Source organism: Arthrobacter sp. 05T423, assembly GCF_056396245.1.
Map to the genome: position 1 here is coordinate 14,600 of NZ_JBFTLC010000024.1, position 15,453 is coordinate 30,052.

Sequence of the window (15,453 nt, forward strand, 5' to 3'; positions counted from 1 at the left end):
CCATGACAGCGCACAACACCCTGGAAACCCGGCACGCCGCCCGTCCCTTCACCCTCGGCCGGAACGGCCGCACGCCGCGGACCCTCCGCAACCGGCTCGCCTCCGCCCCGATGGAACGTAACTACGGCACGGCCGACGGGCACATCACCGAGCAGTACATCGACTACCTCCTCACCCGCGCAAAGGCCGGCCTCGGCCTGGTCACCACCGAAGCCACCTATGTCCGGGCCGACGGCAAGGGCCGCACCCACCAGCTGGGCCTGCACACCGACGACATGATTCCCGGACTGCGCCGGCTCACCGACGCGCTGCACGCCGGAGGTGCGCTGGCCGCCGTCGAACTCAACCACGGCGGCCGGACCGCGCAGACGGCGGTGTCCGGGCACAAGAACGTGGCGCCGTCGCCGGTGCCGTGCGCGGTGGCCGGCGGGGAGGTGCCGCGGGAACTGACTGCGGGGGAATGCCACGACCTCGTGTCCGCGTACGCCGCGGCCGCCCGCCGCGCAGTGGCCGCGGGCTTCGACGTGATCAACATCCACGGCGCGCACGGTTACCTGATCCACCAGTTCATGTCACCGATCTCCAACCACCGCACGGATGAGTTCGCCGCGCCGGAGCACTTCCTGAACCTGGTCATCGACGCCGTCCGGAAGGCGGCGCCGGACGCGATTGTAGGTGTTCGGGTTTCCGTCGTCGAGGGTCCGGCGGACGGCATCAGCGCCGAACGCCAGGTGGCCATCATGGCCAAAGCGAACCTGGACCAGCTGGACTTCCTCGATTTGTCCGCCGGAAGCTACGACGCCGGCCAATGGATCGTGCAGCCCGGCGAGTGGAAGCCCGGCCTGCTTCGCGATTACGCCGCGGCATACCGGCAGTTCGGCCTTCCACTGGGCCTGGCGGGGCGGCTGAACTCGCCGGCCGTCATCGAGGAGGTCCTCGCCGGCGGCGTCTGCGATTTCGTGAGCCTGGCCCGGGCCATCCACGCGGACCCCGCCTTTGTGGGCGGCGTGCTCCGCGGCGAGGCCTACCGTCCGTGCATCGCGTGCAACGTCTGCATCGACACCCTCGGCCAGGGGCAGGTCACCTGCACCGTCAACCCCGCCGTCGGGCGCTCGCGCGTCCCCGTTCCGACGCCGGCCGTGCGGCCGGGTGCCCGGGTCGCCGTGGTGGGAGCCGGACCCGCGGGCCTCACCGCCGCCCGGGAACTTGCCTTGGCAGGTGCGCAGGTCACCGTGCTTGACGACGGCGCCCGGTACGGCGGGCAGTTCGCCCTCGCGGAACGGATGAAGTCGACGCCGGATTTCCACCGGTTCACGGATTGGTCGGCGGCCGAGAACGAACGGTTAGGCATTGACATCCGTCTGGGCCAGCGAGTGGACCTTTCCGATCTGGCCGGGCTGGTCCGGGAAACCGCCGCCGACGGCGTGGTGCTGGCCACCGGCGGAACCCGGCCCGGCGCAGGTTTCCCCGGTGCCGATCTGCCCGGCGTGGCGGACGTGCAGGACTGGCTCGCCGCGCACCCCGAGGTGCTCGACTTTGATGGGTCAGCCGGCGGCGGTGTTCCGGAAGCCGTGACCATCTGGGGTGCCGACTCGGTGGCCATGAGCCTGGCCGACACCCTCGCGGACCGCGGCACGGCGGTGCTGCTGGTGGGGCCGCAGGACGTCCTCGCGCCGGAGTCCGGGCGGCGGGCGAAGATCCTTGCCGTGCCCCGGCTCGAGCAGAATCCGCGGGTGCGGATCCGGCTGGGTGCCACGATCGAGGAATACGACGGCGTCCGCATCCGGATTGCCGGTCCAGGCCTTCCGCCCGCCGGCGAGTGGCTGGGCGCGCCAGGTCCGCTGCTGGTTTCCCGGTCCGTTCGGCCGCTGGACGATTCGCTTTCGGCCGGCGAACGCGACGCCGAGCTGAGCAGGCTCACCGGCATACCCGTCACCCTCGCCGGGACTGTGGTGGACCGGACCCCGGCCATCGCCTCCAACGCGGTGAAGAGCGGCTACGACGCCGCACAGCGCATCGCCGCAGCGATAGCCGCGGCGCCCGCGGCACTCACTGAGCCGTCCCAACCCCTCGAACTCAGCATGAACGGAGCAGCATCGTGAGCGCACCACACCGCCCACTGGGCCTGGCCCAACTGTCCCTTCTCAACACCGCCCCGCCGCAGCTGGTGGCCATCGCCGCCGAGGCCGGTTTCGACTTCATCGGCGCGCGCGTCCGCGCTGTCACTCCCACCGAGCGCCCCTATGACCTGCGGCCGGGGTCACCGATGCTGAAGGAGACCCTGTCCCGGATGGCCGATACCGGGGTCACGGTCCGAGACATCGAGTTCCTGCTGCTGGATGGCACCGATCAGCGCGAGGCGTGGCTGGCCATGATGGAGGCCGGGCAGGCTCTGGGTGCGGCATCCCTGACTGTGGCCGCGTCCGACCCCGACACCGCACGCCTCGCCGACAGACTGGCCCGCATGACCGAGGACGGCCGCAACTACGGAATCGTCCCTGCGCTTGAGCCCATCTCCTACCAGGCGGTGAACTCCATCCCAGCCGCAGTGGCCCTGGCCCGCACCTCCGGTTGCAACATTGTGATGGACGCGCTCCATCTGAACCGGTTCGGGGCTGTCCCGGGGTCCTTGCAGTGGCAGGACCTCGAGGCGAACCGTGACCTGGTGCCGCTGCTGCAGCTGTGCGACGGGCCGGCGCAGCGTCCGGCCGACCGTGCGGCCCTGGTGGCGGAGTCCCGCTCGGAACGCGGTGTTCCGGGCGAAGGCGGATTCGACCTTGCCGCACTGGTGAACGTTTCTCCCGCCGATGTTCCGGTGAGCGTCGAGGTGCCGTCGGACGGCCGGGTGGTCCGGCTGGGAGAGCTGGGCTGGGCACGCAAGCTCAAGGATGCTGCCGCCGCCGTGTTGCAGGAAGCGGACAACCTCTTGAAAGCAGGAACGAAGTGAGCGAAGTACTGGAAAGCACGACGGCGGAAGTGGCGCCCGGCGTCGTAATTCCCCTGATTGGCCTGGGCACCTGGCCCATGACTGGCGAAGCGGCCACCGACGCCGTGGCCCGTGCCATCGGCAACGGGTACCGGCACGTTGATACGGCCGAAAATTACGGGAACGAGGAGGCTGTGGGCGAGGGGATCCGCCGCAGCGGCGTTGCCCGTGGGGACCTGTTCCTCACCACCAAGTTCAACAGGCAGTGGCACGGCAGGACGGGTGTGCGCGAAGCCTTCTGCGCGGCGACCCGGCGGCTTGGCACCGACTACCTGGACCTCTTCCTGATCCACTGGCCGAATCCTATCCAGGGCCGGTTTGTCGAAGCCGCGGAGGGGCTCATCCGGCTGGCCGAGGAGGGACTGATTAGGTGTTGGGGCGTTTCCAACTTCAAGCCGACCCATCTGCGCGAGCTGCAGGCGGCGGGCCTGGATATTCCCATCAACCAGGTGCAGATTGACCCCGAACACCAGCAGTTGGACCAGCTGGCCTTCCACCGTGAGCACGGCATCGTCACCGCAGCCTACAGCCCGCTGGGCCGGAACGGTGGCTTCCTCTCGGCCCCTGCCGTCACCGGTCCGGCCGAGGAATACGGCAAGACGCCGGCCCAGGTGGTGCTCCGCTGGCAGGTCCAGTCCGGCCGTGTGGCCATCCCCAAATCCGCCGATGACCGGCGGCAGCGCGACAACCTCGACCTCTTCGGCTTCGCCCTCACTGAGGCGGAAATGGCCGGCATCGACGCCCTGGACACCGGCGCGCCGCCGCGGCTGGACTCGGACGAATTCGGACACTGAAAGAAGCACTGGAGCAAGAGATGACTTTCCCGACTGATGAAAACGTGGGCGGTCCCGCCCTGAACTGCGACGTCCTGGTGGTGGGTTCCGGCGCGGGCGGTCTTGCCGCAGCCGTGACGGCCGCGTACCACGGCCTGAAGGTTGTGGTGGTGGAAAAGGCCAAGGTGTGCGGCGGCGCCACGGCCTGGTCAGGCGGCTGGGCCTGGGCGCCGGGCAACCCGCTGGCCAGGGCCGCCGGCGTCAGCGAGGACAAGGAGACCTTCCGCACCTACCTGCGCAGTGTTCTGGGAACTGATTACCAGGCGGACAGGGTGGACGCGTTCCTGGAGGCCGTGCCGCACATGGTGGGCTTCTTCCACCAGAAGACGTCGCTGCAGTTCGTCCCGGGTGTCAGGATTAATGACGTCTACGGCGGCCTTCCCGGCGCCGGGACCGGGCACCGCTCCGTTGGACCCAAGCCCCTGAACGCCCGGCGGATCCGTCCCGAGGTGCGCGCCAAGCTGCGGCACCAGCTGTATGAAACCTCGTTCCTGGGCATGGGCATCATGGCCGGACCGGATCTGGCCAAATTCCTGTCTGCGTCCCGGGGCAATCCGCGCGGGATCCTCCATGCAGGCTGGCGCTTCGGACTGCACATCCTTGATCTGCTGAGGCACCGGCGCAACATGCAGCTGGTCAACGGCACAGCACTGACCGGCCGGCTGCTGCAGTCGGCAGACCGGTTCGGCGTCGACATCCGCGTTTCCACACCGGCCCGCCGCCTGCTGACCGACGACGACGGCAAGGTGACGGGCGCCGTCGTCGGAACGCCCGAAGGGGAGCTGCGGATCAACGCCGTACGCGGCGTGGTCCTGGCCGCCGGCGGCTTCCCGCAGCAGGTGGAGCGCAGGAAGGAGTTGTTCCCGAACACGCCCACCGGGCACGAGCACTGGACACTCGCGCCCGCCGAGGCCGGCGGCGACGGGATCAGTCTGGGCCAGTCTGTGGGTGCACGCTTTCGGACCGACGTGAAGTCCGCAGCCGCGTGGTGCCCTGTGTCGCTGGTACCGTACCGCAACGGCCGGACCGGCACCTTTCCCCACATCATGGACCGCGCCAAGCCCGGGAGCATCGGCGTCCTGCGCAGCGGGAAGAGGTTCGTCAACGAGGCCAACGGGTACTACGACTACGTGGCGGCGATGCTGGCGGCCACGCCACCCGGGGAGCCGGCAGAGGCCTGGCAGATCGCCGATTCCCGCTTTGTGCGCCGCTTCCCGCTGGGCATTGCCAAGCCGCTGCCCGTGCCGCTCTTCCCCTACCTGCGCTCCGGTTACCTCAAGAAGGGCCGAACGCTCGAGGAACTGGCGGAGCGGTGCGGCATTGATCCCGCCGGGCTGAAGAAGACGGTGGAGCGGTTCAACCGCAATGCCGCCGCGGGTACGGACCCGGATTTCGGCCGCGGCTCCACGCCCTTCAACCGCTACGGCGGTGACGCCACGGTGAAGCCGAACCCGTCGCTGGGTCCCATCGAGAAGGGCCCGTTCTACGCCGTGCGTGTGGTGCCGGGCAGCTTTGGCACGTTCGCTGGGCTGGATGTGGACGGCCACTCGCGCGCCCTGGACGACGGCGGCCACCCCATTCCGGGGCTGTACGTCGCCGGAAATGACCAGGCCAGCGTGATGGGCGGGCACTACCCGGCCGGCGGCATCAACCTCGGCCCGGCCCTGGCATTCGGATACCTTGCGGGCCGCGACCTGGCCGGTGCCGTGGAATACGAGGACGACGGGACTATGCCCACGGAAGGGACCGTGCCCGCGGAGTCCGGCGCCGATGTGGGGTCAGCTTGAGCGGGATGCAGGCGGACTCTGGCCATTGACACCGTCCCGCACCGGTCATATCCTACAACCAAATGGTTGTAGATCAGCTTAGCGACGCCGAACTTGACCGCCTCTTCCAGGCCTTCGCGGACACCACCCGGCGCGACATCATGCGCCGGGTGACGGTGGGCGAGTACTCGGTGAGCGGCCTGGCGGCCCTCTACGCCATGAGTTTTGCCGCCGTCCAAAAGCACGTGGCGGTGTTGGAGCGCGCCTCCCTGGTGACCAAGGAGAAGCGCGGAAGGGAGCAGATCGTGCGGGGCAATCACGACGGCCTGGAGAAAGCCCGCCGGCTGCTTGACGAGTACGAGGCGATCTGGCGGCAGCGCGTCGCGCGGATCGCAGACATCCTCGCTGAAGAATAGGAAGGGTCCGGCAATGACGGTTATCAGTTCCACCAAGAACCCCGAGGCGCTCAGTTTCATCCTCGTGGCAGAGTTCGACGCCGACGTAAAGCGCGTCTGGCAGATCTGGGAAGACCCGCGGCAGCTCGAGCGCTGGTGGGGCCCGCCCACCTGGCCGGCAACGTTCAGCCAGTACGAATTCACCCCCGGGGGAGGGGCTTCCTATTACATGACCGGACCGGACGGTGAAAAGGCCGGCGGCTGGTGGCGCATCACCGACATCCAGGCACCGAACCGCCTCGAGTTCGACGACGGTTTCGCCGACGACGACGGCGCGCCGGTGGAGGCCATGGGCATCACACACGCCATCGTCACGCTGGAGGACATCGGCGGCCGCACCCGGATGATGGTCCATTCCATTTTCGAATCGGAAGAGCAGATGAACCAGATGGTGGAGATGGGCATGGAGGAGGGAATGAAGGAGGCCGCCGGGCAGATCGATGCCCTCCTGGCCGAGCACTAGCGCGCCTGACGCGCTGCTCCGCTATTGCGAAAAAACGCAAGAGGACGACGGCGGGAATGTCCCGCCGTCGTCCTCTTACGGTTTGTCCGGCGTGCTGCCTAGAGGGCAGCGCCCGCGGTGTTCAGGCTGAGCGTGAAGGTGTTCGGGCCGCTGAGAGTGACGGCAACATCGCTCTTCTGTGCGTTGGCCCGGCTCGAAAAATCGTGCACCAGCGTCTCCAGCGTGTGGTTCACTGCAGAACGGTCCCAGATCTTGATCGTCATTGATTCGGCGGTCTCAAAGGTCATTTTTCAGTGCTTTCGTGTCTGGGCATAGCGCCAATGCGATGCCGCGGAACGGGTCGGCCCAGGAACGCTCGGAGGCCTATGGCAGCTCGACGAGCTCACCGGTTTGGCCTCATTGCGTCCACCAGGATTTTGTTGTGTTGAACTTCTGAACCACTTCTAGGAAAGCGTATTCCTATATGGGTCCATTCCATGATGCACAGGCGCGGGAAGGCTTTTCAACCGATTAGGCCCCAAATGGTCCGTGAGGTTTGCCACACGCCCCAGAGAGGACGACGGCGGGAGGTCCCGCCGTCGTCCTCTTTGCCTTGACCGATTCCCGGCCTAGCCGATGAGCCCCAGCACCGATCCGGCGCTGATCACGTCTCCGGCCCCGGCCGCGACGCCGGAGAGGAAGCCGGCCCGGTGGGCGGGGACGCTGGTCTCCATCTTCATCGCTTCCAGGACCACCACGGGATCGCCCGCCGTCACCTCGGCACCCGGCTCCACGAGCCACTTCACCACGGTGCCGCTCATGGCAGCGCGGAGTTCTGCCGGGTCAGCGGCGCCACCGTCCGGGGAGCCGCCGTCGGACGCGCCGGCAGGTTCCAGGCCGCCGGGAAGGGCCTGGCCTGAGCGGGCCCAGCCGTCCAGCAGGTCGGCCGGAAGTCCGACGGCGAGGCGGCGGCCATCCAGGTCCACCGTGATGGTGCGCCGGCGGCCTTCGGGGCCGGCGGGGCTGAAATCAGGATCGGCCGGGATCTGGTCGGCAAAGTCCGTCTCGATCCACCGGGTGTGGACGCCCAGGCCGGTCTCGGAAACGAAGTCCGGGGCTTCCACCGCGGCGCGGTGGAACGGGACGACGGTGGCCACGCCGGTGATGCTGATCTCGGCGAGCGCACGGCGGGCACGCCGCAGCGCCTGCTGGCGGTCGGCTCCAGTAACAATCAGCTTCGCCAGGAGCGAGTCGAACTGCGGCGCCACGAAGGAGCCGGAGCGCACGCCGGTGTCCAGCCGGATGCCGGGGCCGGTGGGCGCGGTGAACTCGCTGACGGTGCCCGGGGAGGGCAGGAAGCCGCGCCCCACGTCCTCCGCGTTGATCCTGAATTCAAAGGCATGGCCGCGCGGAGCCGGGTCTTCCGTAAGGGACAGCCGTTCCCCGGCGGCGATCCGGAACTGCTCCTGGACCAGGTCGATCCCCGTGGTTTCCTCGGTGATGGGGTGTTCCACCTGCAGCCGCGTGTTCACCTCGAGGAAGGCGACGGTCCCGTCGGCCGCCACCAGGAACTCCACCGTCCCGGCACCCGAGTAGCCGGCTTCCCGGCAAACTGCCTTGGCGGCGTCGTAAATCTGGTTCCGCTGCCCGTCGCTGAGGAACGGCGCTGGGGCTTCCTCCACCAGCTTCTGGTGGCGGCGCTGGAGGGAGCAGTCCCGGGTTCCGACGACGATGACGTTGCCGTGCGTGTCGGCCAGCACCTGCGCTTCCACGTGCCGCGGCCGGTCGAGGTAGCGTTCCACGAAGCATTCGCCGCGGCCGAACGCGGCCACCGCCTCGCGTACCGCCGAGTCGAAGGCCTCCTCGACCTCCTCCATGTTCCGGACCACCTTCAGGCCGCGGCCGCCGCCGCCGAAAGCGGCCTTGATGGCGATCGGGAGCCCGTGCTCCTCCGCGAAGGCGCGGGCCTCGGCAGCGGATTCCACCGGCCCGTCGCTTCCCGCCACAAGCGGGGCGCCGGCACGGACCGCGATGTCCCGGGCCGTGATCTTGTTGCCGAGCTGCCGGATGGCCTCCGGCGACGGCCCGATCCACGCGAGTCCGGCGTCCAGCACTGCCTGCGCAAAATCTGCATTCTCGGACAGGAAGCCGTACCCGGGATGGACCGCGTCCGCCCCCGCAGCGGCTGCCGCACCGAGGAGCTTGTCGATGTTCAGGTAGGTGTCGGCCGGGGAGTTGCCGCCGAGGCTGAATGCCTCGTTCGCGGCGGCGACGTGCATGGCGTCCGCGTCGATGTCTGCATACACAGCCACGGAGGCCAGCTGTGCGTCGTCGCAGGCCCGGGCGATCCGGACGGCGATTTCGCCGCGGTTGGCGATGAGGACCTTGTGCATCAGTTGCTCGCTTTTCTTTGTGGAGTCTGTTCGTGTGATGTCTCTTCGGAGGGGCCGGCGGCTGCGGTAGTTTCGGGGGCGATGCGGAAGCGGATGCTCCCGCCGATCGGGACCTGGGCGGCCAGGTCGAGCTGGTGGTCCACCACCACGCCGATCACCGGATAGCCGCCGGTAATGGGATGGTCGGCGAGGAAGAGCACGGGCAGACCCTCCGGCGGCATTTGGATGGCACCCGCCACCGTCCCCTCGCTGGGCAGCTCCGCGGTCCGGCTTCGCTGCAGGGGCGTCCCCTGCAGCCGCATGCCCACGCGGTTGGACTCGGGCTTGACCGTCCAGTCCTGGCCGCACAGGGAGCCGATGGCGGCCTGGTCGAACCAGTCCGCACGCGGACCCGGGACGATGTCCAGCACGGTGACCCCGCCATGCGGATAGTCCGGCTGGATTTCCGGGCTGCCCACGACGCCGGACTCGGCCGCGCCGCCCGACGGCAGCAGCTGCCCGGCCGCCAGCGGCTTCGGCCCGATTCCTGACATTGTGTCTGTGGAGCGGCTGCCCAGCACCGGCGGCGTGTCCACTCCGCCACGGACAGCCACATAACTGCGGAAGCCGGCGTCGGGAACCCCGATGGTGAGGATTTCGCCGTCCAGGAGGGCGAACGGCGTGGCCACCGGAACGATGCGCTGCCGGCTCTGTGTATCGCCGGTTTCCGGCGCGTCGGGGGAGGCCGACGGCGTCACAACGGTGAGTGCCGACGGCGCGCCGGCTACGGCCAGGACCTGGTCCCCGACGGCCTGCACCCTGAGCCCGCCGGAGACGGTCTCGATGGCGGCGGCCGACGCCGCGTTCCCGACGAGGCGGTTTGCCCGCCGGAGCGACGCGCGGTCCAGCGCGCCGGCGGCGGAAACGCCAAGGGCAGAATGCCCCTGCCGGCCAAGGTCCTGGATGAGGCTGTGGATCCCGGGTGACAGGACGCGGAGACCTGAGGTAGTTTCAGGGACCGTCTGCGGGCCTGCTTCCGGGGTCATACGGACCACGTCGCGGACGGCACGGAACTGGACCCGGTGCCCGGGGCTGGCCAGGGCTGGTTCGGGACGGTCGAGGTCCCACATCTTGGCTCCGGTGCGGCCGATCAGCTGCCAGCCTCCCGGTGACTTGCGCGGATATACGGCCGAATAGTTCCCGGCCAGTGCCACCGATCCTGCCGGGACCGCGGTGCGGGGGGAACTCCGGCGCGGAACTTCCAGGGCCTGGTTCTCGCCCACCATGTAGCCAAAGCCGGGGGCGAACCCCGCGAAGGCAACAGTCCAGACCTGGCCTGTGTGGGCTGCGATGACGCCGTCGGAACCGAGGCCGGTCAGCTTCCCCACTTCGGCGAGGTCCTCGCCGTCGTACACGGTGTCAATGACCACCAGGCCGCCGGCCTGCTCGGCCGGTGCCGTGAGGTCCAGCTCCAGGAGGGCCTGCCCGATCCGCCGGGCAGCGGCGGGGGATTCGGCCCGGACCATCACAGTCTCGGCGGCGGCCAGGACATCCTGCTGGCCCGGCAGCGGAGCCTCAAGGAGCGCGGCCTGCAGGGCGAGCACGTCCTGCGTTCCGGAGACTTCCGCGAGGACCGTGCGGGTTCCCACCGGCCGCACCGCGCGGACCCTGCCGCGGCGGGCGGTGTCCGGCTGGGCGGTGCTTGGGAGGGCGGTGTTTGGGAGGGCGGTGCCTACGCGCACGTCCGGGGCGGGTTGGCCGGATGATGCGGAGGGCACGTCGATGCTGGTGTTTGCCATCGGGTCCTGAATCCGTCGCTTCATGCTAAACGAAGGCCTTGACGGTGATTCCGGCGGCGTCGAGCGCGCGCTTCACTGCCACGGCCATGGCAACCGCGCCGGGCGAATCGCCATGGACGCACACCGATTCGGCGCTGATTTTCAGGTCGGAGCCGTCGATCGCGCTGATGGCCTGCCCGGCGGTCATCTGCAGGACGCGGGCGGCAACAGCCTCCGGGTCCTCCAGCACGGAACCGGGCTGGGAGCGCGACGCCAGCGTGCCGTCCGGGTTGTAGGCGCGGTCCGCGAAGGCCTCGGAGACAGCGCGGAGCCCGGCCGCCTCCGCGAGCCGCAGCACCTCGGAGCCGGGCAGGCCAAGGATGGGCAGGCCGGGATCCACCGACTTCACCGCGTCCACCACGGCACGTGCCTGGGCGGTGTTGTGGACGATGGCGTTGTAGAGGCCGCCGTGCGGCTTCACGTAGCGGACCCGGGTGCCGGCAACCGCTGCCAACGCCTGCAGCGCGCCGACCTGGTAGACGACGTCGTCCGCCAACTCGCGCGGGTCGACCTCCATGTACCGGCGGCCGAATCCGGCGAGGTCGCGGTAGCCCACGTGGGCTCCGACCACGACGCCGGCCTTGGCTGCGGCCTCGCAGGTTGCGCGAATGACGCTGGGATCGCCGGCGTGGAATCCGCAGGCAACGTTGGCGCTCGACACCGAGGCCATCATGGCCGCGTCGTCTCCGAGGGTCCATCGCCCGAAGGATTCACCGACGTCGCTGTTCAAATCTATTGCGTGCATTGTGACCCTCATCTCAACTCGTCCTCAGACAAGGATGCACCCTTCGGAACAAATGTTCAACAATTCAACAATCCGATTGTGGTTGGCTCGTGTAAATTCGGTGTATGGCCACAATGAACCCGAGCGCAGGCGACTCCCGGCTGAGAGTGGCCGTGCCCTCGGTGGCCACCCGGGTCGCGAGCGAGCTCCGGCTGCAGATCGCGGAAGGCGCCCTTCCGCCGGGGGCGAAGCTGAAGGAAGAAGCACTTTCCGAGGAGCTTGGGGTCTCCCGCAACACCGTGCGCGAGGCGTTTGCCGAGCTCGCCAGCGAGCGCCTGGTGGTCCGCCAGCCCAATCGCGGCGTCTTCGTCGCCAGCCTCGAGGCCAGCGACATCCACGACGTCTACGCCGTCCGGCGCGCCATTGAAGTCAGCGCAGTCCGGGGTGGCGGAAGCGCCGAAGGCATAGCGGCCGTGCGCGCAGCCGTGGAAGAGGGCAAGCGCGCCGCCGAGGCCGGCGACAGCGAGGGGCTGGGCAGTGCCAACGCGCATTTTCACAAGGCCCTCGTGGCCTTGGCCGGCAGCGAGCGCCTCAACACCATCATGTCGCAGGTACTGGCGGAGATGCGGCTGTTCTTCCACAAGGCCTCCATTGACGGCGGCTTCTACCAGGACTACCTGGCGGACAATGACCAGATCTGCAAGGCCCTGGAAGCCGGGGAGTATGAGCGGGCTGCCGAACGGCTCCTGACCTACCTGGCCCGGTCCGAAGAGCACCAGACTGCCGTCCACTCGTCCTAGCTGACGCCTTCGCGCTTAACCAGTGCACCCTTCCCGCCCCCTTGACGGTGTGATTTAGGTCGCGTAGATTGTTCAACACGTTCAGGATTGTTCTACATTCCCACAATCCAACAGAACACTCCGCTTTCGGTGGCCGTCCGGGGGAAGCCGCCAACCAGCCTCAGTGCCCGCGCCCTGTCAGTGTCGCAGGGCAGGACTGGCGCACCAGCGCATCCGTAGCAAAACGGATGGGCATCCACACTCTTTCTGGAGGAACAAAATGGCCAATCAATCCGCAATGGCCTCCGCAGGGACCAGGCCCGCCGTCGGGCGCAAGGACATGTATAAGGCGTTCGCGGCCAGCCTCACGGGGACGGCGCTGGAGTTCTACGATTTCGCGGTCTACTCCGCCGCGGCCGCCATCGTTTTCCCGCTGATCTTCTTCCCGGCCTCGGACCCGGTGACGGGCACCCTCCTGGCGTTCTCGACCTACGCGGTGGGCTACATTTCCCGGCCGGTCGGCGGCATCATCTTTGGCCGGCTGGGGGATGAGATCGGCCGCAAGAAGGTCCTGGTTATCACGCTGATGCTGATCGGCGTGGCCACCTTCCTCATCGGCCTGCTGCCCACGTACGGCAACATCGGCATCATGGCCCCGGCCATCCTCGTCTTCCTGCGGTTCGCCCAGGGCGTGGGCGTGGGCGGCGAGTGGGGCGGCGCTGTCCTGCTGTCCAGCGAATTCGGCGAACCCAGCCGGCGCGGCTTCTGGGCCTCCGCGGCACAGATCGGCCCGCCCGCCGGCAACCTGCTGGCCAACGGCGCGCTCGCCGTCCTCACCCTGACCCTGTCCGAGCAGGCATTCCTGGACTACGGCTGGCGGATCGCCTTCCTGATCTCCTCTATGCTCGTGGCCTTCGGGCTGTGGATCAGGCTGAAACTCGAAGACACCCCCGTCTTCAAGGCCATGGAAGCCCGCGGCGAGCAGCCCAAGGCGCCCATCCGGGAACTCCTCAGCACCCAGCGCCGTCCCCTCCTGGCGGCCATGCTCAGCCGCATCGGCCCGGACGTCCTGTACGCGCTCTGCACGGTCTTCACCCTGACCTACGGCATCCAGGAACTCGGCTTCGACCGAGGCCAGGTGCTCCTGGCCGTCCTCATCGGCTCAGGGCTGCAGCTCTTCACCATGCCCCTCGCGGGCGCCATCTCCGACCGGATCAACCGGCGCCTGGTCTACGGCATCGCGGCAGTCGCTGCTGCGGTCTGGGCTTACCTGTTCTTCATCGTGCTGGAGGGCCGCTCCCCGGTGATGCTCGTGGTGGGCACCGTCCTGGGCCTGCTGTGCCACTCCTTCATGTACGGACCGCAGGCCGCGTTCGTCGTCGAGCAGTTCTCGCCGCGGCTCCGCTCCACGGGCAGCTCCCTGGCCTACACCTTCGCGGGCATCATCGGCGGCGCCATCGCACCGTTCATGTTCACCCTGCTGCAGAGCACCTTCCACAGCTGGGTCCCGGTGGCCATCTACCTCAGTGTTGCGTGCCTGCTGACCGTGGTGGGCCTTGCCCTCGGCCGCGACTCCAACGTCGCCGAGGACGAGGAATACCTGCGGGCATCCGCCGGCGTCGCCGAAAGCTCGGCCCGATGACGCAGGCGAACGCCCTCCTGGCGCCGTCCGAAGCCCGGCGGCAGTTCCGCAATGGCCTGGTGACACCAACCTCCGGCTGGAGCGACGGCTACACCCAGGCGAACCTCATCGCGGTGACGGCGGACTACGCCGACGAGTTCCTCGAATTCTGCCGGCTGAATCCCAAGGCTTGCCCTGTCATCGACGTCATTCCGGCCGGGCAGTACGAAAGTGCTCTCGCCAAAGGCTCTGACATCCGCGCCGACATTCCCGCCTACCGGGTGTGGAAGGACGGCGTCCTTGCCGCCGTAGTCCCCGATGTCACCTCGGTGTGGCGCGATGACATGGTGGGGGTGCTCATCGGCTGCAGCTTCACCTTCGAGGCCGCCCTGGCAAATGAGGGCATCCCGCTGCGCCACACCGAGATGGGCCGCAACGTCCCGATGTACCGCACGAGTGTCGAGTGCACCCCGGCAGGACGGATCCACGGTCCGATGGTCGTGTCGATGCGCCCGATGCCGGCCGAACTGGTGGACACCGCCATCCGGGTCACCGCGGAGGTGCCAAAGGTCCACGGCTCACCGGTGCACGTCGGATCCCCGGGGGAGCTCGGCATCGCCGATATTTCCTGCCCCGACTTCGGCGACGCCGTGGACATCCGGCCCGGGGAAGTCCCGGTTTTCTGGGCCTGCGGCGTGACGCCGCAGAGCGCCGTGATGGCCTCCATGCCGGCCTTCGCTATCAGCCATGCGCCCGGACACATGTTCATTACGGACGTTCCGGAGAGCACGTACCGGGTGCCGGCAGGTACTTAGATCCGCACTAGAAGCTCCTGGCATTCGCCAGCACGGGCAGCTTTCCGCGGACATCGGGAATGACGGAAGGGTCGACGTCGATCACGGCCAGCTCAGGTTCGCCGCCAAGCACGATCAGCGGAGAACCCAGCGGGGAAATCACCGCGCTGTGGCCGATCCCGGTAGGCGCCGCGCCGGCGGATGGCTGGCCGAGGGTTGCCGGGTCACCCTGGCCGCAGCCCACCACAAAGGTGGTGCTGTCCACGGCCCGGGCACGGACCAGCAGGTCCCACTGCTCGGCCTTTCCTTCCCCGGCACCCCAGGACGCGCAAACGATGTTGATGGCGGCGCCGGCCCTCGCGTTGGCCGTGAACAGCGCAGGGAAGCGCACGTCGTAGCAGGTGGCCAGCCCGATGGTGGTGCCGTTGAACTCGAAGGTCACCGGCGAGGTGCCCGCGTCCACCGAATCGGACTCGGCGAATCCGAATGCGTCAAAGAGGTGGATCTTGTCATAGGACGTGTCGAGGCCCGGACCGGTCACCAGGAGCGTGTTCCGCACCCGTCCGCCGTCGCCGGGCGTGAACATGCCTGCGACGACGGCGATGTCCAGACGACGGGCGATGGCCCGGACAGCGTTGGCCCAGGGCCCGTCCAGCGGTTCGGCGATGCCGGCCAGGGGATGGCCGAAGGCGCGCATAGCCGCCTCGGGGAAGACCACCAGCTCGGCGCCTGCCGCCTTTGCCCGTGTGGCGTAATCTCGGATCAGCTCCAGATTGGCCGTGAGGTCGGGGCCGGTGACGATTTGGGCAACTGCTAAACGCATGTATCTACTCTTCTCTGTTG

Annotated in this window: 14 protein-coding genes; 9 read left to right on the forward strand and 5 right to left on the reverse strand. The window is 68.4% G+C overall.

The window, feature by feature from the left end; all coding sequences use genetic code 11:
* Window positions 1–2 precede the first annotated feature (2 nt).
* The 6 genes from AC1DFE_RS16460 to AC1DFE_RS16485 all read left to right on the forward strand — a co-directional run bounded on the left by AC1DFE_RS16460 (window position 3) and on the right by AC1DFE_RS16485 (window position 6,503).
* Window positions 3–2,102 (forward strand): oxidoreductase, encoded by a 2,100-nt coding sequence (locus AC1DFE_RS16460; protein ID WP_476906950.1) that lies wholly within the window; start codon window positions 3–5, stop codon window positions 2,100–2,102.
* Window positions 2,099–2,947 carry a sugar phosphate isomerase/epimerase family protein gene (locus tag AC1DFE_RS16465; protein ID WP_476906951.1) on the forward strand — a complete coding sequence of 283 codons (849 nt, stop codon included), beginning with the start codon at window positions 2,099–2,101 and terminating at the stop codon, window positions 2,945–2,947. The genes AC1DFE_RS16460 and AC1DFE_RS16465 overlap by 4 nt, the downstream gene beginning before the upstream one ends.
* The gene (locus AC1DFE_RS16470; protein WP_476906952.1) at window positions 2,944–3,780 is read left to right on the forward strand and encodes an aldo/keto reductase; all 837 of its coding nucleotides are present in this window, start codon (window positions 2,944–2,946) and stop codon (window positions 3,778–3,780) included. The genes AC1DFE_RS16465 and AC1DFE_RS16470 overlap by 4 nt, the downstream gene beginning before the upstream one ends.
* Before the next feature lie 20 nt (window positions 3,781–3,800).
* Window positions 3,801–5,606 (forward strand): FAD-dependent oxidoreductase, encoded by a 1,806-nt coding sequence (locus AC1DFE_RS16475; RefSeq protein ID WP_476906953.1) that lies wholly within the window; start codon window positions 3,801–3,803, stop codon window positions 5,604–5,606.
* A 62-nt stretch (window positions 5,607–5,668) separates the two neighbouring features.
* Window positions 5,669–6,001 (forward strand): ArsR/SmtB family transcription factor, encoded by a 333-nt coding sequence (locus tag AC1DFE_RS16480; protein ID WP_476906954.1) that lies wholly within the window; start codon window positions 5,669–5,671, stop codon window positions 5,999–6,001.
* A 13-nt stretch (window positions 6,002–6,014) separates the two neighbouring features.
* Window positions 6,015–6,503 (forward strand): SRPBCC family protein, encoded by a 489-nt coding sequence (locus AC1DFE_RS16485; protein ID WP_476906955.1) that lies wholly within the window; start codon window positions 6,015–6,017, stop codon window positions 6,501–6,503.
* Window positions 6,504–6,601: 98 nt separating this feature from the next.
* Here AC1DFE_RS16485 and AC1DFE_RS16490 read toward each other — a convergent pair whose 3' ends face one another.
* The 4 genes from AC1DFE_RS16490 to AC1DFE_RS16505 all read right to left on the reverse strand — a co-directional run bounded on the left by AC1DFE_RS16490 (window position 6,602) and on the right by AC1DFE_RS16505 (window position 11,437).
* The gene (locus tag AC1DFE_RS16490; protein WP_476906956.1) at window positions 6,602–6,790 is read right to left on the reverse strand and encodes a hypothetical protein; all 189 of its coding nucleotides are present in this window, start codon (window positions 6,788–6,790) and stop codon (window positions 6,602–6,604) included.
* 321 nt (window positions 6,791–7,111) lie between these two features.
* Entirely contained in the window at window positions 7,112–8,875 is a 1,764-nt protein-coding gene (locus AC1DFE_RS16495; RefSeq protein ID WP_476906957.1) for an acetyl/propionyl/methylcrotonyl-CoA carboxylase subunit alpha, read from the reverse strand.
* Entirely contained in the window at window positions 8,875–10,653 is a 1,779-nt protein-coding gene (locus AC1DFE_RS16500; RefSeq protein ID WP_476906958.1) for a 5-oxoprolinase subunit B/C family protein, read from the reverse strand. The genes AC1DFE_RS16495 and AC1DFE_RS16500 overlap by 1 nt, the downstream gene beginning before the upstream one ends.
* Window positions 10,654–10,678: 25 nt before the next feature.
* Window positions 10,679–11,437, reverse strand: a complete 759-nt coding sequence (locus AC1DFE_RS16505) for a LamB/YcsF family protein (RefSeq protein WP_476907037.1) — start codon at window positions 11,435–11,437, stop codon at window positions 10,679–10,681.
* A gap of 104 nt (window positions 11,438–11,541) precedes the next feature.
* On the opposite strand from AC1DFE_RS16505, the gene AC1DFE_RS16510 reads away from it, so the two are divergent.
* The 3 genes from AC1DFE_RS16510 (at window position 11,542) to AC1DFE_RS16520 (ending at window position 14,631) form a co-directional block, all read left to right on the forward strand.
* Window positions 11,542–12,216: a GntR family transcriptional regulator gene (locus tag AC1DFE_RS16510; protein ID WP_476906959.1), complete on the forward strand. Its 675-nt coding sequence runs from the start codon at window positions 11,542–11,544 to the stop codon at window positions 12,214–12,216.
* Between the two features lie 259 nt (window positions 12,217–12,475).
* Entirely contained in the window at window positions 12,476–13,837 is a 1,362-nt protein-coding gene (locus AC1DFE_RS16515) for an MFS transporter (protein WP_476906960.1), read from the forward strand.
* On the forward strand, window positions 13,834–14,631 hold the full coding sequence (locus AC1DFE_RS16520; protein ID WP_476906961.1) for a putative hydro-lyase: 798 nt from the start codon (window positions 13,834–13,836) through the stop codon (window positions 14,629–14,631). The genes AC1DFE_RS16515 and AC1DFE_RS16520 overlap by 4 nt, the downstream gene beginning before the upstream one ends.
* A gap of 7 nt (window positions 14,632–14,638) precedes the next feature.
* On the opposite strand, the gene AC1DFE_RS16525 is transcribed toward AC1DFE_RS16520, so the two are convergent.
* On the reverse strand, window positions 14,639–15,433 hold the full coding sequence (locus AC1DFE_RS16525; RefSeq protein WP_476906962.1) for a carbon-nitrogen hydrolase family protein: 795 nt from the start codon (window positions 15,431–15,433) through the stop codon (window positions 14,639–14,641).
* Window positions 15,434–15,453: the final 20 nt, after the last annotated feature.

What these genes read in the sequence shown, in the direction of transcription:
- AC1DFE_RS16460 (WP_476906950.1), top strand. Translation starts at nt 3, where the DNA reads ATGACAGCGCACAACACCCTGGAAACCCGGCACGCCGCCCGTCCCTTC.
- AC1DFE_RS16475 (WP_476906953.1), top strand. Translation starts at nt 3,801, where the DNA reads ATGACTTTCCCGACTGATGAAAACGTGGGCGGTCCCGCCCTGAACTGC.
- AC1DFE_RS16480 (WP_476906954.1), top strand. Translation starts at nt 5,669, where the DNA reads ATGGTTGTAGATCAGCTTAGCGACGCCGAACTTGACCGCCTCTTCCAG.
- AC1DFE_RS16485 (WP_476906955.1), top strand. Translation starts at nt 6,015, where the DNA reads ATGACGGTTATCAGTTCCACCAAGAACCCCGAGGCGCTCAGTTTCATC.
- AC1DFE_RS16490 (WP_476906956.1), bottom strand. Translation starts at nt 6,790, where the DNA reads ATGACCTTTGAGACCGCCGAATCAATGACGATCAAGATCTGGGACCGT.
- AC1DFE_RS16495 (WP_476906957.1), bottom strand. Translation starts at nt 8,875, where the DNA reads ATGCACAAGGTCCTCATCGCCAACCGCGGCGAAATCGCCGTCCGGATC.
- AC1DFE_RS16500 (WP_476906958.1), bottom strand. Translation starts at nt 10,653, where the DNA reads ATGGCAAACACCAGCATCGACGTGCCCTCCGCATCATCCGGCCAACCC.
- AC1DFE_RS16505 (WP_476907037.1), bottom strand. Translation starts at nt 11,437, where the DNA reads ATGCACGCAATAGATTTGAACAGCGACGTCGGTGAATCCTTCGGGCGA.
- AC1DFE_RS16510 (WP_476906959.1), top strand. Translation starts at nt 11,542, where the DNA reads ATGGCCACAATGAACCCGAGCGCAGGCGACTCCCGGCTGAGAGTGGCC.
- AC1DFE_RS16515 (WP_476906960.1), top strand. Translation starts at nt 12,476, where the DNA reads ATGGCCAATCAATCCGCAATGGCCTCCGCAGGGACCAGGCCCGCCGTC.
- AC1DFE_RS16520 (WP_476906961.1), top strand. Translation starts at nt 13,834, where the DNA reads ATGACGCAGGCGAACGCCCTCCTGGCGCCGTCCGAAGCCCGGCGGCAG.
- AC1DFE_RS16525 (WP_476906962.1), bottom strand. Translation starts at nt 15,433, where the DNA reads ATGCGTTTAGCAGTTGCCCAAATCGTCACCGGCCCCGACCTCACGGCC.